The sequence below is a fragment of the Mesorhizobium sp. LMG17149 genome, from assembly GCF_024518695.1.
In the GTDB taxonomy this organism is placed as follows: Bacteria; Pseudomonadota; Alphaproteobacteria; order Rhizobiales; family Rhizobiaceae; genus Mesorhizobium.
The window spans coordinates 330,004-350,798 of record NZ_JANIFL010000003.1 but is presented as its reverse complement, the minus strand read 5'-3'; the positions used below and the strand labels follow the sequence as shown (position 1 = coordinate 350,798).

The following is a 20,795-nucleotide window of genomic DNA, read 5'->3' as shown; positions in this document are numbered from 1 at the left end:
TGAAAGCCTTCCTTCGGAGGGCTTTTGATGACGATCAGGCTTGTTCTCGCTGGCTGCGGCAATATGGGTTACGCCATGCTCTCAGGCTGGCTGAAATCCGGTAAGCTTGCGCCATCGGCGGTTTTCGTGGTCGAGCCCAATGCCGATCTGCGCAATCGCGCGGCCACGCTGGGCTGCGCGACATCAGCCGATGCCGGCAGCATCCCGGCCGATGCCGTGCCCGATCTCGTCGTCATCGCGGTGAAGCCGCAGGTGATCCGCGATGTCACCTCCGCCTACAAGCGTTTCGGCGATGGCCGCACCACCTTCGTCAGCATCGCCGCCGGCACGCCGGCCAGCACCTTCGAGGAAATCCTCGGCAACCGCGCGCCGATCGTGCGCTGCATGCCCAACACGCCGGCAGCAATCGGCAAGGGCATGATGGTGGTGTTCTCCAACAGGCTGGTTTCCGAAGACACCAAGCGTTTCGTCGCCGACCTTTTGTCGGCGAGCGGCGAAGTGACCACGATCGACGACGAGGGCCTGATGGATGCGGTGACCGCCGTCTCCGGATCTGGGCCGGCCTACATCTTCCATTTCATCGAAGCGCTGACCGTGGCCGCCGAGAAGGCCGGGCTGCCAACGGCGACCGCCAAGCTGCTCGCCATGCAGACAGTCTATGGCGCCGCCTCGCTCGCCGCCGAAAGCGGCGAGGAACCGGGCGTGCTGCGCCAGCAGGTCACCAGCCCCAACGGCACGACGGCCGCGGCGTTGGACGTTCTGATGGGCGAGGACCGGCTGACGCACCTTCTCACAGAAGCGGTGGAGGCTGCACGGCTGCGGTCGGTCGAACTGGGGAAGTAAGCAGCCAGCTCCTCCCCTGCCGAAGTTTTGATGGGTCGGACGTGCTTGCGTTGATGGCTTGGCGGAAATGCACATCGCTTCGTCATCCTGGGGCGAAGCAAGGAGCGCAGCGACGCGGCGCAGACCCCAGGATCCATGCCGCGACTTCAAAGCGCTGCTGCGGTGCAGAATTCTGCTCCGCTGCATTCCTCGACCAAGATCACGGCATGGATCCTCGGGTCTCCGCGACGTCGCTTCGCTCCTGCTCCGCCCGTGAATGACGAAGTTGGGAAGGCTCCGGTCAATCCCGAATGTCTACGATCATCCATCGAAACGAACGACGAAATCCGAGCTGCCAGCAGGCCTTCCAACGTGACAACCCCTGTGCACCTGTCAGGCGTCATTCTGGCCGCCACCCCACATGGCATCGATCTCATTCTTGCTCACGACCCGGCCAGCCTTGCCCGCTTTGGACCTCAAATCATCGGCGATTGCAGCCAGCCGTTCCGCCAGAGGTATACGGGCGTTTTCCCGCTTCAGTTCACTTTCAAGCGCTTCGATAACCGCTCTGGTCATGGAAACCTTGCGCTTGGCGGCAAGCTGGCGAGCCAGTTCGCGGGCAAGCGGATTCCTGATTCGAAGGTTCATGTGACCGACCTTGGCGACATTTGCCCCACAATCTATCATTTGTCGTAGCAGCGCCAGCGTGGTCCTTTCAGGCCCCGTAGAGCATCTCGTCCTGAAGCTGGCGCAAGGCGAACAGCCTTGTCGTCTGGTCGGGCGCCGCATTGTCTGACGTCAGCAACTCACCCTTCCTGACCGGTTTCAGCACCTTGCCGCCCTCGAGCAGGCCGACCGGCACGGCGCGCTGGGCACGGGCTTCGCCGACGGTCATCGTCCAGGAGCGGTAACAGGTCTCGCCGATCGCATCGAAGGTCTCGCCGGCGGCGAGATCCCGCTTGGCGACCGCACAGACTTCGGCAACAGGTCGCGGCAGCGGCACCATGTCGGGCTTGCCGAAAAGCATGATGCGGGCGGCGGTCAGCGGCACTTCCAGCGAGGTCAGATGGTAGGGCCGGAACAGGCTGTAGTAAGGGCCGTGGCCGATATGCAGATCGTCCATGCGCTCGATGATGCGCGGATGCGTCGCCTCGACGATGACGAAGACGCCGGGCGCGACGCCTTTGCCAATCGTGTAGTCGACGACGCCTTTCTTCAACAGCAGACCGCCGTCCTCGCGCGGGATCAGCACCTTGGCGAGGTCGTCGCGATCGGCCTTGGGGCCGTGCATGCCGGGCACATCGGGCACCAGCCCGGTGGCGTTGGCGATGGCGCACATCTCGACCATGGTCTTGGAACCGTCGACGAACTCGACGAGCATGCGCGGGTTCATGTTGCGGCGGATGGCTTCGGCGCGATAGTCGTCCGGCACGGCGTCGTGGTTGAGCGGGTTGTTCTTGCCCTTGCCGGCCGAGACGATGGTCAGCCCGAGCGCTGACGCAAACTCGATCAGTTCCATGCAGCTCGACGGCTCGTCGCCGGCACCCACCGAATAGACGACGCCAAGCCGGTCGGCCTGCTGTTTCAGATAGCAGCCGATGGTGACGTCGGCCTCGACATTCATCATCACAAGATGCTTGCCGTGCTCCATCGCCATGAGGTCGAAATCGGCGGCGACGCCCGGCTTGCCGGTGGCGTCGATGACGACGTCGATCAGCGGATTGGTGACCAGCATCTCGTTCGAAGTGACGGCGATCTTGCCGCTCTCGATAGCGCCGGTGACTTTCGACGCGGTGTCGGCTTCGACGGCCATGGCTTCGTCGCCATAGGCGATACGGATGGCATCGCGCGCGGTGTGCGGGCGGCGCGTCGAGACGGCGCAGATCGAAATGCCTGGCATCAGCATGCCTTGGGTGACCAGATCGGTGCCCATTTCGCCCGAGCCGATGACGCCAATGCGCACCGGGCGGCCCTCGGCGGCACGCCTGGCGAGATCGCGGGCAAGGCCGGTCAGGGCGACGTTGGTCATGCAGGAATGTCCACAGCTTCGTGATTTGAGGTCGGATAGCAGGGAACGGGTTCTATTTGCCAACGAAACCCGGTCGCGACCGGCAATTTCCCGCGAAATCGTCTCGGAAGGGACGTCCGCCGAGGCTCGATTGGCCGAAGCGCAACCAATTGACAATGCAGCGGACAACCCCAATAAAACATTCGTTTGTCAACAAAGGCAAATGTTCACCGACGCGACAGTCGGAAAGCATTCGCCTCTGGGGCAAATTGGGGAGTGTCTTTGCGCCAGAGCGTCAAAGGCTGGATGGAGCATCATTGCGAGGCGTCGAGCGAAGGCTCGCGGCTCCAGGGGAGGAAAAATGGATACTGTTCTCGCGGGCCTAAAAGGGGCCATCGATACGCTTGGCCCGACGATCCTGCTGCCAATTGTCATTTTCATCATCGCCGTGGTTCTGGGCGCCAAGGTCAGCAAGGCTTTTCGCGCCGCCGTCACCATCGGCGTCGCCTTCATCGGCATCAATCTGGTGCTTGGCCTCATGTTCACGTCGATTGGCGACGTCGCCAAGGCCATCGTCACCAACACCGGTATTCATCGCGACATCATCGATGTCGGCTGGCCCTCCGCGGCCGCGATCGCCTTCGGCTCGTCGGTCGGCCTTTGGGTCATTCCGGTCGGCATCCTCGTCAACATCGTGCTGTTGCTGACACGCATGACGCGCACGCTCAATGTCGATGTCTGGAATTTCTGGCACTTCGCCTTTGTCGGCTCGCTGGTGGTCGCCGCAACCGACAATCTGGCCTATGGCATCGCGGTCGCAGCACTTGTCGCAGCACTCTCGCTGCTGTTCGCCGACTGGTCGGCGCGCGCGGTACAGCAGTTCTACGGCGTGCCCGGCATTTCGGTGCCGCATCTCGCCTCGGCACAGATCCTGCCGATCGCCATTGTGCTCAACTGGATCATGGACCGCATTCCCGGGATCAACCGCATCAACATCAACACGGACACCATCGAGCGCAGGTTCGGCGTATTCGGCGAACCTGTCGTGATGGGCCTCATCATCGGCCTCGTGCTTGGTGCGATCGCGTTCTACAATGCGGGTGATCTCAGTGTGGTGCTGGCCAAGGTCCTGGGCACCGGCATGACGCTGGCCGCGGTGATGCTGCTGCTGCCGCGCATGGTCAAGATCCTGATGGAGGGGCTGATCCCCGTCTCCGATGCCGCACAGGCGTTCGTGCGCAAACGCACCGGTGACCGAGAGCTTCTCGTTGGTCTCGATTCGGCGATCCTGATCGGCCATCCGGCCGCGATCTCGTCGTCGCTGATCCTGGTGCCGATCGCGATCATTCTGTCCATCATCCTGCCGGGCAACCGCGTCATCCTGTTCGCCGACCTCGCGGTCATCCCCTTCATCGTCGCCATGACCGCGCCGCTGGTCAAAGGCAACGTGTTCCGCATGGTGGTGATCGGCACGGTGACGCTGGCCATCGGCTTCTACGTCGCCAACGCGCTGGCGCCGCTGTTCACCAGCGCAGCAGTCTCGTCGGGCTTCAAGCTGCCGGCGGACGCACTGCAGATCACCTCGGTGGTCGACGGCTTCCTGTGGGTGCCTTACGTGATCATCGAGGCTATCCAAGGGATGGGGCTTGTCGGCATCATCGTGATCGCGGTGGTTATCGCGGCGTTGTTTGTCCTCTACCGCCGCAATCCGCTCGGCTGGGAGCGGGCCGCGGGCGCCGAGGACGAGCCGGCCGAAGAGACGGCCTGAACCTGATAGCGTCCACCCTTTAAACCGATCGTGCGCCCTTCCCGGGGCGCACGATTTCATAGACGGAGCAAAGAATGTCCGACGGACTCATGCAGCTTCTGGACCCTGACGCGATCGTGCTCGGATCCGATGCCTCGACCAATGAGGAGATCATCCGCATCCTGGCGGGCCGGCTGGAGAGACTTGGCTATGTCAAAAACAGCTATGCCGACGCGGTCGTGCGCCGCGAATTGACCATCCCGACCGGACTGCCGCTGGAACGCTCCGATAATGTCGCGGTGCCGCACACCGATCCGGAGCATGTGCTGAAGCCTGGCATCGCGATGGGCACATTGAAGCAACCAGTGACCTTCGCCAACATGGAGGATCCCGACGAGATGCTGCCGGTCGGCTTCGTCTTCCTGCTTGCCATCAACGACAAGGACAAGCAGATTGAGGCGCTGCAGGCCGTCATGGCCACCATCCAGAATCCGCAAGCCTTGGATGATTTGAGGTCGGCCAGAACCCTCGAAGACGTGCGAGCCGTACTCGGCTGAAACAAGGAGAAGCAGAGATGTCCAGACAGAAAACCATTCTCTTTGCCTGCGGCACGGGCATCGCCACCTCGACCGCGGTCAATGTCGCCGTCACCGAGGAAATGAAGAAACGCGGCCTCACCTTCAACGCCCAGCAGGCAAAGGCCACCGAAGTGCCCGGACTGGCCGACAATGTCGACTTCATCGTCTCAACCACCCCGATCTCCGCTTCGGTGACCAAGCCGGTGATCAAGGGCCTCGCCTTCCTCACCGGCATCGGCAAGGACAAGGTGCTCGACGAGATCGAGGCGCAGTTGCGCAAATGACGGCACAGACGCTACGCGCAGGCTGACGCGGCTTCACACCACCCTGACATAGCTCGTCATTCCCGATTTCTGGTGCTCGATGATGTGGCAGTGCAGCAGCCAATCGCCGGGATTGTCGGCGACGAAGCCGAGCTGAACCTTCTCGTTGGGCTGGATGAGATAGGTGTCGGAAATCACAGGCTGAACCTGGCGCGTCGAGGATGACAGCACTTTGAAGCTCATACCGTGCAGATGCATCGGATGAGATTGCGGCGTCAGGTTCTCCATGTCGATGACGTAGCTTTGGCCAAGCTTCAATTCGGCCAGCGGCGCGGTCGGATCCTTGGTGTCGCCAGGCCACGGCACTTTGTTGAGGGCCCAGAAACTATAACCAAGCGAACCGCAGATGCCATCGCTCGGGACGTTTTCCGCCGTGGCGCTTAGTGCCAGGGAAATATGCCTGGCACTGGCGAGATCCACTTCCGCCACCGGATTGAGCTCCAGCGGAGCAACATCGCGAATGTCCCGTTTGAGGGATTTTCCTGTCGCGCGCAGGGTTGCCAGGATTTTTGGCTTGGTGCCCCTGACGTCCCTCAAGCTGACCATCGCGCCTTCCTCGTCGGGCATGCGTATGGCCAGTTCCATGCGCTGGCCGGGTCCAAGCAGCAAGGCATCGGGCGAAAAACGCTCAGGCACCGGATTGCCGTCGAGCGCCATGACACTCGCCTCCGCACCGTCGACGCGAAGAGCGTAGATGCGCGTCACGTCGGTGATGGCGACGCGCAGCCGCGCAAGTCCGCCGGCCGGCGCATCATATTGCGGCTGATCGAGCCAATTGGCGGTGCGTACCGTGCCGTAAGTGCCGGTTCTCGCGGCATCGCGCGGCCGGAACTGGTCGATGAACTGGCCGCCGTCACCGAGGCGCCAGTCGCGCAAATTGAGGACGATTTCGGCATCGAATTTCGGATCGTTGGGATTCTCGACCACGATCACGCCGGTCAGGCCATGGCCCATCTGCTCCAGCGTGTTGCAATGCGGGTGGTACCAGAAGGTGCCGGCATCGGGCGGCGTGAAGGCGTAGTCGAAATGATCGCCGGTGTAGACGTAGGGCTGTACCAGAAACGGCACGCCGTCCATCTTGTTGGGAACGCGAATACCGTGCCAGTGGATCGTCGTCGGATCGTCGATCGCGTTGACAAGGCGTGCTGCGAAGGGCTCGCCCTTTTTCATCCTGAGCACGGGCGGCATTCCGGCGTTGCCATAGGTCAGCACATCCCTGGTCTGGCCGACATCCATCAGCTTCGCCTGGATCTTTGCCGTCTGCAAAACCACCGGCTCAGGCGTCGCGGCGGCCCAGCCACCAAGCCGGCCCATCGCCGAAAGCCCGATCCCGCCCGCGCCGGCAACCGCAGCCGTCTTCAAAAGCCTGCGGCGTGTGAGTAAGGTCATTCGGCGCTCCAACTATAAAGACGGCTGCCCGCGCAGGTGTAACCGCCGCGCCACGGATCACAAGCCGGCAACCAGCGCAAATTCTGTTGAACGCTTGCCGCCGCTATTCAGCCGCCTCGGCATAATGTGCCGGCACGTAGTTGAGGATGGGGCCAAGCCAGCGCTCAACCTCGGCCACCGGCATCGCCTTGCGTCGTGCGTAATCCTCGACCTGGTCGCGTTCGACTTTGGCGACGCCGAAATAATAGCTTTCGGGATGCGCCAGATAGATGCCTGATACCGAGGAACCCGGCCACATCGCATAGCTTTCGGTCAGGCTCACGCCTGCATTGCCTTCGCCGTCGAGCAGCCGGAACAAAGTCGCCTTCTCGGTGTGATCGGGCTGCGCCGGATAGCCTGGCGCCGGACGAATGCCGCGATAGGGTTCGCCGATCAGTTCGTCCGGCGCCAGCGCTTCATCTGAAGCATAGCCCCAGAATTCCTTGCGCACCTTCTCATGCATCCGCTCGGCAAAGGCTTCGGCGAAGCGGTCTGCCAGCGCCTTGACCATGATCGACGAATAATCATCATTCGCTCGCTCGAACCGTTCGGCGATAGCCACCTCCTCGATGCCGGCGGTGACGATAAAGCCGCCGATGTAATCCGGCTTGCCGCACTCCGCTGGCGCGACGAAGTCCGCCAGTGCGACATTGGCCTTGCCGTCGCGCTTGGTCAGCTGCTGGCGCAAGGTAAAGAAGGTCGCCAGTTCCTGCGACCGCTTTTCGTCCGTGAACAGCCTGATGTCGTCGCCGACGGCATTGGCCGGCCAGAAGCCGACGACGCCGCGCGGCGCGAACCATTTCTCGGCGATGATCCTCTTCAGCATCGCCTGCGCATCCTCGAACAGCTGGCGCGCGGCGGCGCCTTGCGCCTCGTCTTCGAGAATTTTGGGATAACGGCCCTTCAGTTCCCAGGTCTGGAAGAACGGCGTCCAATCGATGTAGCGCGCGAGTTCGGTGAGATCCCAGTTCTCGAATACCTTGACGCCGGTAAAGGACGGCTTCGGCGGCTCGTAGGCAGACCAGTCGATCCGGTGCGCATTAGCCCTCGCCTTGGCCAGCGGCAGCCGCTGCTTGTCGGATTCGGAGCGGGCATGCGCATCGGCGACCTTCTTGTATTCGGTGCGCACCGTGTCGACATAGCCGCCCTTGGTCTCGTTCGACAGCAAGGACGACACGACACCCACCGCCCGGCTGGCGTCGGTGACGTAGACCGTCTGGCCCTTGGTGTAGCGCGGGTGGATCTTCACCGCCGTGTGCACGCGGCTGGTCGTCGCGCCGCCGATCAGCAGCGGAATGTCGAAACCTTCACGCTCCATCTCGGCGGCCATGTGTGCCATCTCGTCGAGCGACGGGGTGATCAGGCCCGACAGGCCGATAATGTCGACTTGTCTCTCGCGTGCCGTCTGCAGGATCTTTGCCGCCGGCACCATGACGCCGAGATCGATGATCTCGTAATTGTTGCAGGCCAGCACGACGCCGACGATGTTCTTGCCGATGTCATGGACATCGCCCTTGACCGTCGCCATCAGGATCTTGCCCGCCGTCTGGCGCTCGCCATTGTCGATGCCGTTGGCGGCGTTGGCCAGCTTCTCGGCTTCCATATGCGGCAGCAGTCCGGCGACAGCCTGCTTCATCACCCGCGCCGATTTCACCACTTGCGGCAGGAACATCTTGCCCGCGCCGAACAGGTCGCCGACGACATTCATGCCGGCCATCAGCGGGCCTTCGATGACATGCAGCGGCCGCTCGGCGGCAAGCCGCGCTTCCTCGGTGTCGGCGTCGATGAATTCGGTGATGCCGTTGACCAGTGCATGGCTGATCCGCTGTTCGACCGGCAGGTCGCGCCAGGCGAGATCGCGCTCCAGCGCTTCCTTGCCGGCCGTGCCCTTGAAGCGTTCGGCGATCTCCAGCATGCGTTCGGTGGCGGTGCCGCCGGCCCTGGGCGCGCGGTTGAGCACGACATCCTCGCAGGCCTCGCGCAGTGCCGGCTCGATCGTATCGTAGACTGCGAGCTGGCCGGCATTGACGATGCCCATGTCCATGCCGCGCTGGATGGCATGGTAGAGGAACACGGCATGCATGGCCTCGCGCACCGGCTCGTTGCCGCGGAACGAGAAGGACAGGTTCGACACGCCGCCGGAAATGTGGACATGCGGCAGCGTGCCGGTGATCTCGCCCGCGGCTTCGATGAAGTCGACGCCGTAATTGTCGTGCTCCTCGATGCCGGTGGCGATGGCGAAGACATTGGGATCGAAGACGATGTCCTCGGGCGGGAAGCCGGCCTGCTCGGTCAGGAGCTTGTAGGCGCGCGTGCAGATCTCGACCTTGCGCGCCTTGGTGTCGGCCTGGCCGTCCTCATCGAAAGCCATGACGACCACCGCCGCGCCATAGGCGCGCACCAGCCTGGCATGATGCAGGAAGGCCTCTTCGCCCTCCTTCATCGAGATGGAGTTGACCAGCGGCTTGCCTTGCACACATTTCAGCCCGGCCTCGATGATCTCCCATTTCGAACTGTCGACCATGACAGGAACGCGGGCGATGTCCGGCTCGGCTGCGATCAGGTTGAGGTACTCGACCATGGCCTTTTTCGAATCGATCAGACCCTCGTCCATGTTGATGTCGATGATCTGGGCGCCATTGGCGACCTGGTCGCGCGCCACATCCAGCGCGGCGACATAGTCGCCCGCCGTGATCAGCTTCCGGAACTTGGCCGAGCCGGTGACATTGGTGCGCTCGCCGACATTGACGAAGGGAATCTCGTCGGTGAGCGTGAACGGCTCCAGCCCGGAAAGGCGCATCCTGGGCTCGATGTCCGGAATGGCGCGCGGCGGATATTTCTTCACCGCTTCGGCGATGGCGCGGATGTGCTCCGGCGTCGAGCCGCAGCATCCGCCGACGACATTGACCAGCCCTTCCCTGGCAAAATCCTCGATCTGCGCGGCCATGAATTCCGGGCTCTCGTCATACCTACCGAATTCGTTGGGCAGGCCGGCATTCGGATAGGCGCAGGTGAAGGTGTTGGCGACGCCTGATATTTCGGCCAGATGCGCCCGCATCGCATTGGCGCCGAGCGCGCAATTGAGGCCGATGGTGAAAGGGTTGGCATGGCGCACCGAATGCCAGAAGGCGGTCGGCGTCTGGCCCGACAGCGTGCGGCCGGAGAGGTCCGTGATGGTGCCCGAAATCATCACCGGCAGGCGCACGCCCTTCTCGATGAAGATCTCTTCCGCTGCGAAGATCGCGGCCTTGGCGTTCAGCGTGTCGAAGATCGTCTCGATCAGGATGATGTCGGCGCCGCCGTCGATCAGGCCGCGCAACTGCTCACCATAGGCGAGGCGCAGATCGTCGAAGGTCACGGCGCGGTAGCCAGGATTGTTGACGTCGGGCGACATCGAGGCGGTGCGGTTGGTCGGCCCCAGCGCGCCGGCGACGAAACGGCGCTTGCCATCTTCCTGCTCGGCCCTCACCGCCGCGCGCCGCACCAGCCGCGCGCCATCGCGGTTCAGCGCGTAGACGGCATCCTCCATGCCGTAATCGGCCTGGGCGATCGAGGTCGAGGAGAAGGTGTTGGTTTCGAGGATGTCGGCGCCTGCGATGGCGTATTGGTAATGGATCTCCTCGATCGCCTTCGGCTGCGTCAGGATCAGAAGATCGTTGTTGCCTTGCTGGTGGCAGGCGCAGCCGGCGAAGGCCTCGCCGCGAAACTGTTCCTCATCAAAGCCGAGGCCCTGGATCTGTGTGCCCATGGCGCCGTCGAGGATGAGAATGCGCTCGCGTGCCGCCGCTGTCAGCGCGGCAAGCACTTCCGAGCCGTCCGGTTTTGCCGCGACGGGGCCGAACAATGCGTCCAGCGATGCAGAATTCTGCGACATTTTTTATCCCTTTGGCGACAGGCCTTTTCATGTCACATAAGGATATCTTTATGTCAATATACGATAGATGCGCGCGATTGTCACCCACCTGTCTCGAGGGCGGGGTCTGTGGCGCCGGTTTTCCGACGGACCTACGCTCTGTCGACGCTTGCAAGGAAGCGGGCGAAGACCGGATTGAAGCGATCCGGCGAATCCCAGAACGGCGCGTGGCCGGATTTGTCGAGCAGATGGGCCTTGCCTTCCCATAGATTGGAGAATTTCACAGCGGAGACGAAATCGGTGTTGACGAATGGCTCGTCGATGCCGTTCAGGACGGCGATCGGCGGCGTCTTGCCGGCGACGATCTCGCGCTGGTTCCGGCCGGTGCCGGCCGCGAACTTTTCGAACATCAGGCGCCGCGCCCTTCCATCGGTGCGCGCCACCGTGTCGATGAGAAACGGCTCGAACGGCTCGCCGCAGGTGCTGCGCGCATAGGCCTCGACATCCGCGTCAGTGAAGGTTTCCTGCCCGGCAAGGTGCATATGCGGGCTCGGCTTGAAGCCGTTGCCGACCTGCTCGGGCGAGACGGGCGGCGTGCCGGTGATCATCAGGCCAAGCAGGCCGGGAAAACGGTCGATCATCTCAAGCCCGATATGGCCGCCGAGCGACCAGCCGAAGACGATGGCCTTGTCGATGCCGAGCAGCCCGAGCACTTCGGTCATGGCATCGGCATAGCCTTCCATGCTGTAGGAACGCTCCGGATCGATCGCATCGGCGGACGCTCCATGGCCTGGCAAGTCGGGAGCGATGAGGTGGTAGCGCTCGCCCAACGGGCTGTCCAACTGGTTGCGGAAAACGGCGCTGGAAGATGAATTGCCGTGGATCAGCATGACAGCGGTGCCTTCGCCACTGGTCTGGCGAACCGCGATCTTGCCGTGGCTGGTTTCAAGGGTCTTCTGCGAGATCGCCATTGTCCGCTCCGTCGGGGGAATTGCCCTGTTTAATACAGTTGCGCAGCAAAGCGCCACGGCTTCCATACCTTTGCGGGACCCATCTTCCCGGCCAGGTTGCGTTGAAAAATCCTTTTCAAATAAGAACAATTATGCGTAGATTGTCAATTATCCAACTCCCGATGAACGGGAGGAAAACAGGGAACAGCACGATGAAGCCCAAATCCGCCGCAAGTCGAATCCGCCATATGCTGATGAGCACGACGCTGCTCGGCATGTTTGCCGTATCAGCCGCCCCCGCCTTTGCCGATGTCGTCAAGATCGGCCTGCTTGCGCCGCTGACCGGCCCTGCCGCGGCGGATGGCCAGGAATTCCAGCGCGGCGTGCAGATGGCCATCGACGAGGCGAACGCAGCCGGCGGCGTTGCCGGGGATACGTTCGAACTGGTGGTCGGCGACGTCAAGGATCAGTCCGCCGGCAACGTCACCAGCGCGGTCGAGCGCCTGCTTGGCGATCCGGGCGTGCACTTCATGCTGACCGGCTATGCCAGCCTGACCAATTTCGAGATCGACAACATGGCCGAAGCGGAAATGCCCTACATGCTGGCGGCCACCTCGCAGCAGACCAGGGACATCATCGCGCCGAGCCCCGATAAATACATGTGCTGCTGGTCGCTGACGCCTTCCTTCGACGCCTACAACACCGACGTCACCCTGTTCGTCGAGAAGCTCGCGGCCGACGGCAAGATCACCTTGCCGACCAAGAAGGTCGCCATCATCTCGTCCGACAATGCCTATTCGAAGACCATCTCCGAAGGCATGAAGAAGACCTTCAAGGAGAAGGGCTGGACCATCACCGTCGACGAGATCGTGCCGTTCGGCGAAGTGACCGACTGGCGTTCGATCCTCGCCAAGGTGCGCGAGAACGTTCCCGATGTCGTCATCAACACCGACTATCTGCCGGGCAATTCGGCGTCGTTCCTGAACCAGTTCCTCGAGCAGCCGACCAAGAGCCTCGTCTTCCTGCAATACGCACCGAGCGTTCCGGAATTCGTCGAGCTGACCGGCAAGAAATCGGATGGTGTCATCTACAACCTGCTCGGCGGCGCGCTGACGACGCCGAAGAACCCGCGCGCCGACGAGGTGGCGGCCAAGTTCAAGGCAAAATACGGCGTCGAGAGCGGCACCTACGGCGTCGGCCTCTACGAAATGACCAATGTCTATTTCGACGCGATCAAGAAGGTCGGTGGCGCATCCGACCATGCGGCGATCATGAAGGCACTGTCGGAGACCGACAAGCAGGTCGCTGAAGGGCGGCTGAAATTCGATCCCGCCACCCACCTTGCCACGCAGGGCGACGACTATATTCCGATCACCTTCTTCCAGATCTGGGATGGCCAGCGCACGCTGATCTCGCCGGAGAAATACGCCACCGGCGCCTTCAAGCTCCAGCCCTGGATGAAGTAGGGAATGGCCCTGCTTGAACTGGACGACGTGTCGAAGGCCTTCGGTTCGCTGAAGGCCGTCGACGGCGTGTCGTTCAAGGTCGAGGCCGGCGAGATCTTCGGCATCGCCGGCCCGAACGGCAGCGGGAAGAGCACGCTGTTCAACATCATCACCGGCATACCGTTCGGCCCCGACCGGGGCCGGATCCGCTTTGACGGCATTGCCATAAACGGCAAATCGGGACACGCCATCGCGCGCCTCGGCCTCGCCCGCACGTTTCAGCGCGAGACCAGCTTCGACGGGCTGACCGTGTTCGAGAACGCGCTGATCGGCGCCAGTTACGGCAAGCAGGAAAAGACAGCGGCCACGGCCCGCAATGCCGCCGCCGAGGCGCTCGAGTTCGTCGGCCTGGGATCTCGGTCGTTCGGCCGGCTTGCCGGCGAATTGTCCGTGTTCGAGCGCAAATGCCTGATGCTTGCCACCGCGATCGCCATGCAGCCGCGCATGCTCTTGCTCGACGAGCCGGCATCGAGCCTGACCAAGCCCGAGATCGAGACATCGATCGGCCTGATCCGCCGCACCGCCGACCGCGGCATCACCATCCTTCTGATCGAGCACGTGCTGACCTTCCTGATGAGCCTTTCGCAACATCTGCTGGTGCTCAACAATGGCCGCGTCCTGGCCGCTGGCGACCCGGCCGGCGTGATCGCGGACCCGCGCGTCATCGAAGCCTATCTCGGCACGAGGAGATCGGCGGCGTGAACCCCATTCTCAGCGTCGAAGGCGTCACCGCCGGCTATGGCCGCGTCACCGTGCTGCACGATATCTCGCTGGAGGCCGGCCGTTTCGGCAATGTCGGCCTGTTCGGCCCCAACGGCCATGGCAAGACGACGCTGCTGCGCGCAGTCTCCGGGCTGCTGCAGCCGAAGAGCGGCCGCATCCTGTTCGACGGGCAAGACATTGCCGGCCGCAGCGCACGCGCCATCGTCGGCGCCGGCCTGATCCATGTGCCGCAAGGCAACCGGCTGTTTCCCGATCTCTCGATCGCCGACTGCATGGCGCTCGGCGCCTATTCGCCGCGGGCCCGGCCGCATGAGGCGGAGAACCGCGAGAAGGTGATCAAGCTGTTTCCGAAACTGTCGGAGCGCTGGCGCCAGCGCGTGCGCACATTGTCGGGCGGCGAGCGCCAGATGGTGTCGATCGGCACGGCGCTGATGAGCCATCCGCGCCTGCTGATCCTGGACGAACCGACCCTTGGACTGGCACCCAAGATCAAGGATGAGCTCTGCACCTCCGTGATGGATATTTCACGCGGCGGCGTGCCGCTTATCGTCGTCGAGCAGGACATCGAATTCCTGCTGGAGCTGACGCAGCAACTCTACCTCGTCAATCATGGCGCGGTGGCGACCGAGATCAAGCCGGGCGAAAGCCTCGACCACGGCGAGATCATGTCGATGTATTTTGGCCATTAGGAAAATCCGAAGATGAGCGCATTGGCGGAAATCCTGTTCGGCGGCCTGTTCCAGGGCTCGCTCTACGCCATGATGGCGGTCGGGCTGGCTCTGGTGTGGACGACGATCGGCGTGTTCAATTTCAGCCATGGCGTGTTCATGATGCTGGGCGCCTACATCGCCTGGCAGCTGGTTGAACTCGGCCTGCCGGCGGCAGTCGCCTTTCCGATCGCCGTCGTCGTCATGGCCGGCGTCGGCTGGATCCTGCAGGCGAGCGTCGTGCGGCCGCTGATCGGCCGACCCAACATCGTGCTGGTCGTCGTCATCACCACGCTGGCGGCCGGGTCGCTGATCGAGAACGGCGCGCTGACCATCTGGGGACCGCGCTCGAAACAGATCCCGGCGCTGATCGCCGGCAACGCCACCATCGGGGGCGTCGGCGTCTCCCTGCACCAGATCGCTATCATCGTCATCACGCCGCTGATCCTGGCCGCACTTTGGGTGTTCCTCAACCGCACGCGGCTGGGACTGGCGCTGCGCGCCGTGGCGCAGAACGAAGATGCCAGCCATCTTGTCGGGCTGAACGTCACCGCGCTCTATGGGCTGGCCTTCGCCATCGCCGCTTCGCTGGCCGGGCTCGCCGGCATCTTCATGGGCGGCTACCGCTTCATGTCGCCGGTGATGGGCAGCGACCCGCTGCTCAAGGCGCTGATCGTCGTCGTTTTCGGCGGCATATCGAGCATATCGGGTCCGATCTTCGCCGCCTATCTGATCGGCTTCTTCGAGGCAGCCTGCAGCTATTATTTCGGCTTGTACTGGACGCCGGCACTGCTGTTCGGCGTGCTCATCCTGACCCTGATGGTGCGCCCCGAGGGCATCTTTGCCAGCCGCTCCCGAGGCCTAGCATGACCGACACGACATCGCTGACCGCGCCTGGCCACGCCGAGGCGGCAACCCCGATCGCTCCAGGCCGCACGCCGTGGAAGCAGGAGGCCATCGGCTTCGTGCTCGGCTTCGCCCTGCTGGCGCTGCTGCCGCTGATCTTCGGTGACACTTATGCCCGCCACATCCTGATCATGGCCTTCATCTATGCGATCGTCGCCTCGAACTGGGACCTCAGCCTCGGTTATGGCGGCGTCTTCAATTTCGGCCATCTGGCGCTGTTCGGCATCGGCGTCTATGCCTACAGCCTGCTGACCAAGCTGGCCGAATTCGACCCGTGGATCGCGCTGTTTGCCAGCGGTGTCATCGCAACCCTGGCGGCGATCCTGGTGACCATCCCGATCCTGCGGCTGAAGGGCATCTACATCATCCTGGTCACTTTCGGCTTCGCGCAGCTGGTGATGCAGGTGATCATCAGCCAGTCCGCCATCACCGGCGGCACGCAAGGGCTGGTGCGCATTCCCGGACTCTATATCTTCGACCACAACATGGTCCGCGACGGCAAATCAGCCTATTTCTACATCGCGCTGGCACTGCTGGTGGCAAGTACGCTGTTCCTGCGCGTGTTTGTGCGCTCACGCGCCGGGGCAAGTATCGTCGCCTTGCGCGACAATGAGGAATACGCCGTCAGCCGCGGCGTCTCGATCGTGCGCCAGCGCATGCTGACGCTTGCCGCGAGCGCCTTCTTCACCGGCATCGCAGGCGCCTTTTACGCCGCCTACCAGCGCAATGCGTCGATCGACGTCTTCGGCATGAGTCTCGCGACCATCATCCTGTCGATGGTGCTGCTTGGCGGCACCAGCACCATCTACGGCGCCATCATCGCCTCCTTCGTGCTGACGATCTTCGCCGAATGGATGGCCGATTTCGGCGCGTGGCGGCCGATGATCACGGCGGTGCTGATCATCGGCGTCATGCTGGCCTACCCCAGCGGACTGGTCGGCATGATCAAGGCTTCATGGGGCGCCGTCGCCGGACGCCTGAAGCGCCCGGGCTGATCGGCTCGGAATAGCGGCTCCGCCTCAGCGGATGCCGCACCAGTCGATGACCGAAGCGGCGATCACCTTGGCGGTCTCGACCACCGATTCGACCTCGACATATTCGTCGGAACCGTGAAACCCGTCGCCTGAGGGGCCGAAGATGACACCGTCGACGCCGGCGCCGGCATAGTGCGCGGCATCGCACACGGCGACGAAGCCGCGCGCCTGCGGCGCCTTGCCGACCATGGCCTTGCGCTTCATCAGCGATGTCACCAGCGGATGATCGACCGGCGTGTTCATCGGCGGGAAATACAGCCCGCCGAGCTCCCATTGGATCGCAGGCGGGTTGTCGCGCAGCCACGCATCGGTCTGGGCGAAATGGTGGACGAACGTCTCGAAATCGCGGCGGTAGTCGGCCGAGTTCTCATCGGGCAGGAATTTCATGTCGAGATCGAGCACCGCGACGTCGGGAATGATGGCCGGGTTGGTCATGACGGTCGGCAGGCCATGCTGGCCAAGGCCGGTTCCGCCATGCATGACGCCGATGTTGATCGTGTTCATGCCGAGCGGCAGCAGCGGATGCGATTTCGCCCGCGTCCGGTCCAGCTCATACTGGCGCACGGCGGCGATGAAACGGGCGGCGATCTCGATGGCGTTGACGCCCGGCTCGAGCCGGTCCTTGTCGTGGCGCTGCGGATAGATCTCGTTGTAGCGCAGCGCCGAATGGGCGTTGCGGCCGCGGATCGTCACCCGCGCCCATTCGAGCCCGCCTTCGACCGGCAGGACATCACCCCAGGTCGGTTCGGCGACCAGCACCGCCTTGGCGAGCTTGCCCTTCTTCACCGCATCCATGGCGCCGAAGCCGCCGGCTTCCTCGTCGACGACCGAGTGGATGGCGAGCCGGCCCTGCAACGTGATGCCCGCCTTGCGGATCGCGCGCGCGGCGGCGATGCAAGCGGCGACGCCGCCCTTCATGTCGACGGCGCCGCGGCCATAGAGGCGGCCATTGGTGATCTCGCCGCCGAACGGATCGACCGACCAGTCCTTCATCGCGCCGACCGGCACGACGTCGATATGGCCGCACAGGATCAGGCTGCGGTCCTCGTCTCCCGCCCATTCGCCGACCAGATTGGGCCGCCCGGGCAACGCATCCCATTGCTCGGTCCTGAACCCGTCCTGCTTGAGGATCGGTTCGAGCAGCGCCTGGACATCCGCCTCGCGGTTGATCGCCGGGTTGGGCTCGAATTTGGGATTGACCGAAGGGATGCGAACCATGTCGCGGGTCAGGCCGATCAACCAGTCGCGATCGGTCTCGATCTCAGCCTGCACGGCGTCGATGATGGTCTGGTTGTCGGGCATTGTAGCTTCCTTCTCTGCGTCGCGGCGCTTTGCATCGCTGCACTGGGCGCAACGACACTATTTCCTTGCGGTTTTGGATTTGGCGACGTCGTCGGCCGATGACGACAGGGCGGTATCGAGCGTGACCGCATTGGCGCTGCGGATCCTCTCGATGTCCTCGATGCGCTTGCGAACCCCGGCGCCATGGCCCTCCAGCGCGTGGGCAAACACGGTTTCCATCTGGGCAACGGCCGTCGCCAGGGTGTCGAACGGCGAGTTGGCGTCGATCGCCGCGACCATGGTCAGGTCCGCTATGTCAGATATCGGCGACAGCCAGACATCGGTGAACAGCAGGATGGAGACGCCGCGCTCCTTGGCCTGCTGGGCAAAGCTCACCACGTCCGACTGATAGCGCCGGTAGTCGAACACGACGAGGAGGTCGCGCTTGCCAAGGTCGATCAACAGGTCGAAATCGGCGGGGCTCAACGAACCGATGTCGCGCACGCCGGAGCGGAACTGCAGGAGGTAGCCGGCCAGCATGGAGGCGATATGCCGGCTGAACCGGCCGCCCAGCAGCACGACCTGGCCCTTGCTCTCGAGCAGCATGTTGACGGCGCGCGTGTAGGCCTGCACCGGCACTGCCGTGCGCGTGCGCTCCAGGCTGTCGGAAACCGAATGGAAATAGGCGAGTGCGGTGCCTTCGCTGGAGCCGCCCGGACGCTTGGCCTCCATCATCAAAAGCGGCGAATGCAGCCTGGATTCAACTTCGGTGAGCAGGCGTGCCTGGAAATCGGCAAAGCCGACATAGCCAAGCTTGCTCATCAGCCGCGTCACGCTCGGGTCGCTGACGCCGGCGCGCCGTGCCAGCCGGGTCGCGGTGCCCAGCCCCGACATCGGATAATCAGCGAGCAGGACCTGGACGATCTTCTCTTCCGCAGAGGTGAACGCCACGGTCGTATTGGCCAGTTCTTCGCGGATCGACATTGTCATCGCCCATCGCCGACGGAAAGACGATTATCTTACAATTTCACACATGTTTGTCAAATTTGGAACTTCTCTTACAGAGCCATCGAGAGTTCGGCATGACTTGCTATCCCATGGCAGCCAAGCCAGTCGTGCAACACATCCACGTCGGCTCGAACGAGGGCTGGCGTCTATTTGAAGCTGGCGATGGGCAGGAACTTGACCGCGGAACCGGTGAAGCGCCGGTGATCGGAGGTCTGTCCTCGCGGCTGGAATCCATCGAGATAGATGTGCTCCGGCGCTGTGCGGATGAGATTGGCGGCAATGACGGGCGCCGCCGCAGTGCTAGCTCCGCCGGCGATGCCACGACCTGTCTCAATCGGCCGGGACAACGCTGCCGGCACGATGACCGCGGTGGCTTCGGGATCGAGATTTGGCTGGACACGGTCGGCCTTCGGGCTGGTCCTGACGCGATCTTCGGGCTTCGATTGGGCAACCGAGACCCGCTGGCTGGCCAACCCATTGTGGCCGTCATCGGCGTGGTTCAAGGCCAGCAAGGCAGCGACCGCATCGCCGGATTTGTCTGCTTCAAGCTGGCGCGTCGGGCTTTCCGGTCGCCATGTCGGCAACGGGATGTTGAACGCCACCATGTCCGGCGCGCCGCCCGCGGGACCGGCCGACTTGCCCGAGGGAATTTCAGCATCGGTTGCTGTTGGATTGGCCAGTTCGGCCCGCGCGGTGGAAGCGTTGGCTGCTGCAAGCGGCGCGAGTTGCGGGGTCGGAATGCTGGTCGTGGACCCGCTGCGCGGGGCGAAGGCTGGCAGCGGCACCGAGCCCGGCGCCATCGCCATGACGATCGCTTCAGGCGTCTTCCCCTCCGGTCCAATCGGCGATTCTTCGGCCCTATCGACGGAAGCCATCTGGATGTCGGCGCGCTGGGCATCCTGCGGCGGCACGATTGCGATGCCGGCGGGCCTGGGTTCAACGGACTTGGCCGGCTTGCGTGGCGCCGGCACCGCTTCGGCGACATCATCGGTCTCGTCCGCGCCGCGCCCACCCAGAAGCGTCGCCAGCAGGCCGCGCGCCGGTCTGCGTTGGCCGCCGTCGGCACTTGCCAGGTCGATGTTGGGCGTGCCGGCGCCCTTGCGCGACTTGTAGGCGGCAAACGCCTGCCCATAACCGGGCAGCGGTTTGCCGTCGCTCGGCACATGCAGCGTATTGCCGTTCGGGAATACCCTTGCGAGTTCCTGGCGGCTGATGCCCGGCCAATGCCGCACATTGCCGACATCCATATGTATGAAAGGCGAACCGGAGGTCGGGTAATAGCCTACGCCGCCGCCCTGCATCTTGAGGCCGATGTCGCGCAGCTTCTTCAGCGGCACATCCGGCAGGAAGAAGTCCATCGCGCGGCCAACCATGTGTTGGCTTTCCCGAGCCACGCCCTTCGAGCGGCTGCGCAGCATGGCGTTCGTCGCTGGCGACCGATAGGCGCTGACCACGTGGATATAGGCTCTCGAGCCGCTGGCGCGATAGGCCTGCCAGACAAGATCGAGCAGGCGCGGATCCATCTTCGTCGGTTCGTTGCGACGCCAGTCGCGCAGCATGAGATTGATCTTCTTCAATCCCGCCGGATCATAGCGCCCATTGCGCTTGAAGACGATTTCAGCCTTCTCGCCCGTATGGAGATGTTGAATCTTCAAAGCACGCGTCTCCGCGAACGCGCCGGTGACACACAGGCAAAGGAACGCTGCGATGATGGCAGGCAGTGTCCAAAGACGGGAAGCACGGGGGGCGTTTTGCACGTTTTCGCTCACGTTCATGCCTTGCACGCTCTTTTGTTTCGGGCGATTTCAGGTTCCCGCCCGGATGAAGAGCCTTTCAGCCCTCTTCCTGACAAGCATGGACTTGACCGACGCAGACAGGCGTCCATGCCACAATACGTCATGTCGATGAACAGCATCTTGGTT

Annotated in this window: 17 protein-coding genes; 9 read left to right on the top strand and 8 right to left on the bottom strand. The window is 63.2% G+C overall.

Annotated elements, in window-relative coordinates:
- Window positions 1-27 precede the first annotated feature (27 nt).
- Window positions 28-843: a pyrroline-5-carboxylate reductase gene (gene proC / locus NP945_RS07870; protein WP_256746019.1), complete on the top strand. Its 816-nt coding sequence runs from the start codon at window positions 28-30 to the stop codon at window positions 841-843.
- 372 nt (window positions 844-1,215) lie between these two features.
- Here the strand turns inward: proC and NP945_RS07865 are convergent, their stop codons facing one another.
- A complete protein-coding gene (locus NP945_RS07865; RefSeq protein WP_256746018.1) occupies window positions 1,216-1,470 on the bottom strand; it encodes a type II toxin-antitoxin system VapB family antitoxin in 255 nt (84 codons plus the stop codon).
- A gap of 67 nt (window positions 1,471-1,537) precedes the next feature.
- Window positions 1,538-2,851 carry an NAD(P)H-dependent oxidoreductase gene (locus NP945_RS07860; RefSeq protein ID WP_256746017.1) on the bottom strand — a complete coding sequence of 438 codons (1,314 nt, stop codon included), beginning with the start codon at window positions 2,849-2,851 and terminating at the stop codon, window positions 1,538-1,540.
- 340 nt (window positions 2,852-3,191) lie between these two features.
- On the opposite strand from NP945_RS07860, the gene NP945_RS07855 reads away from it, so the two are divergent.
- The 3 genes from NP945_RS07855 (at window position 3,192) to NP945_RS07845 (ending at window position 5,439) form a co-directional block, all read left to right on the top strand.
- Entirely contained in the window at window positions 3,192-4,598 is a 1,407-nt protein-coding gene (locus NP945_RS07855; RefSeq protein ID WP_256746016.1) for a PTS galactitol transporter subunit IIC, read from the top strand.
- 74 nt (window positions 4,599-4,672) lie between these two features.
- A complete protein-coding gene (locus NP945_RS07850) occupies window positions 4,673-5,134 on the top strand; it encodes a PTS sugar transporter subunit IIA (protein WP_256746015.1) in 462 nt (153 codons plus the stop codon).
- Window positions 5,135-5,151: 17 nt separating this feature from the next.
- Window positions 5,152-5,439, top strand: coding sequence for a PTS sugar transporter subunit IIB (locus tag NP945_RS07845; protein ID WP_024504797.1), 288 nt, complete (start codon window positions 5,152-5,154; stop codon window positions 5,437-5,439).
- Between the two features lie 33 nt (window positions 5,440-5,472).
- Here NP945_RS07845 and NP945_RS07840 read toward each other — a convergent pair whose 3' ends face one another.
- The 3 genes from NP945_RS07840 to NP945_RS07830 form a co-directional block, all read right to left on the bottom strand.
- Window positions 5,473-6,867 (bottom strand): multicopper oxidase family protein, encoded by a 1,395-nt coding sequence (locus tag NP945_RS07840; RefSeq protein WP_256746014.1) that lies wholly within the window; start codon window positions 6,865-6,867, stop codon window positions 5,473-5,475.
- Window positions 6,868-6,970: 103 nt separating this feature from the next.
- Complete coding sequence (gene metH, locus NP945_RS07835; protein ID WP_256746013.1) at window positions 6,971-10,780, bottom strand: methionine synthase; 3,810 nt, start codon at window positions 10,778-10,780, stop codon at window positions 6,971-6,973.
- Window positions 10,781-10,911: 131 nt separating this feature from the next.
- A complete protein-coding gene (locus NP945_RS07830) occupies window positions 10,912-11,730 on the bottom strand; it encodes an alpha/beta fold hydrolase (RefSeq protein WP_256746012.1) in 819 nt (272 codons plus the stop codon).
- A 191-nt stretch (window positions 11,731-11,921) separates the two neighbouring features.
- Here NP945_RS07830 and NP945_RS07825 point away from each other — a divergent pair, with 191 nt between their 5' ends.
- Genes NP945_RS07825 through NP945_RS07805 form a run of 5 tightly spaced genes read left to right on the top strand, consistent with a single transcriptional unit; the run spans window position 11,922 to window position 16,545 of the window.
- Window positions 11,922-13,175 carry an ABC transporter substrate-binding protein gene (locus tag NP945_RS07825; RefSeq protein ID WP_256746011.1) on the top strand — a complete coding sequence of 418 codons (1,254 nt, stop codon included), beginning with the start codon at window positions 11,922-11,924 and terminating at the stop codon, window positions 13,173-13,175.
- Window positions 13,176-13,178: 3 nt separating this feature from the next.
- Entirely contained in the window at window positions 13,179-13,916 is a 738-nt protein-coding gene (locus NP945_RS07820; protein ID WP_256746010.1) for an ABC transporter ATP-binding protein, read from the top strand.
- A complete protein-coding gene (locus NP945_RS07815) occupies window positions 13,913-14,626 on the top strand; it encodes an ABC transporter ATP-binding protein (RefSeq protein WP_256746009.1) in 714 nt (237 codons plus the stop codon). The genes NP945_RS07820 and NP945_RS07815 overlap by 4 nt, the downstream gene beginning before the upstream one ends.
- Before the next feature lie 12 nt (window positions 14,627-14,638).
- A complete protein-coding gene (locus NP945_RS07810) occupies window positions 14,639-15,514 on the top strand; it encodes a branched-chain amino acid ABC transporter permease (RefSeq protein ID WP_127296621.1) in 876 nt (291 codons plus the stop codon).
- Window positions 15,511-16,545 carry a branched-chain amino acid ABC transporter permease gene (locus tag NP945_RS07805; protein WP_256746008.1) on the top strand — a complete coding sequence of 345 codons (1,035 nt, stop codon included), beginning with the start codon at window positions 15,511-15,513 and terminating at the stop codon, window positions 16,543-16,545. Before NP945_RS07810 ends, NP945_RS07805 begins: the two co-directional genes overlap by 4 nt.
- Before the next feature lie 24 nt (window positions 16,546-16,569).
- Here the strand turns inward: NP945_RS07805 and NP945_RS07800 are convergent, their stop codons facing one another.
- The 3 genes from NP945_RS07800 to NP945_RS07790 form a co-directional block, all read right to left on the bottom strand.
- Complete coding sequence (locus NP945_RS07800) at window positions 16,570-17,886, bottom strand: M20 family metallopeptidase (RefSeq protein WP_256746007.1); 1,317 nt, start codon at window positions 17,884-17,886, stop codon at window positions 16,570-16,572.
- A gap of 57 nt (window positions 17,887-17,943) precedes the next feature.
- Window positions 17,944-18,849 (bottom strand): MurR/RpiR family transcriptional regulator, encoded by a 906-nt coding sequence (locus tag NP945_RS07795; protein WP_256746153.1) that lies wholly within the window; start codon window positions 18,847-18,849, stop codon window positions 17,944-17,946.
- Between the two features lie 170 nt (window positions 18,850-19,019).
- Window positions 19,020-20,648 (bottom strand): DUF882 domain-containing protein, encoded by a 1,629-nt coding sequence (locus tag NP945_RS07790; RefSeq protein WP_256746006.1) that lies wholly within the window; start codon window positions 20,646-20,648, stop codon window positions 19,020-19,022.
- Between the last annotated feature and the right edge of the window lie 147 nt (window positions 20,649-20,795).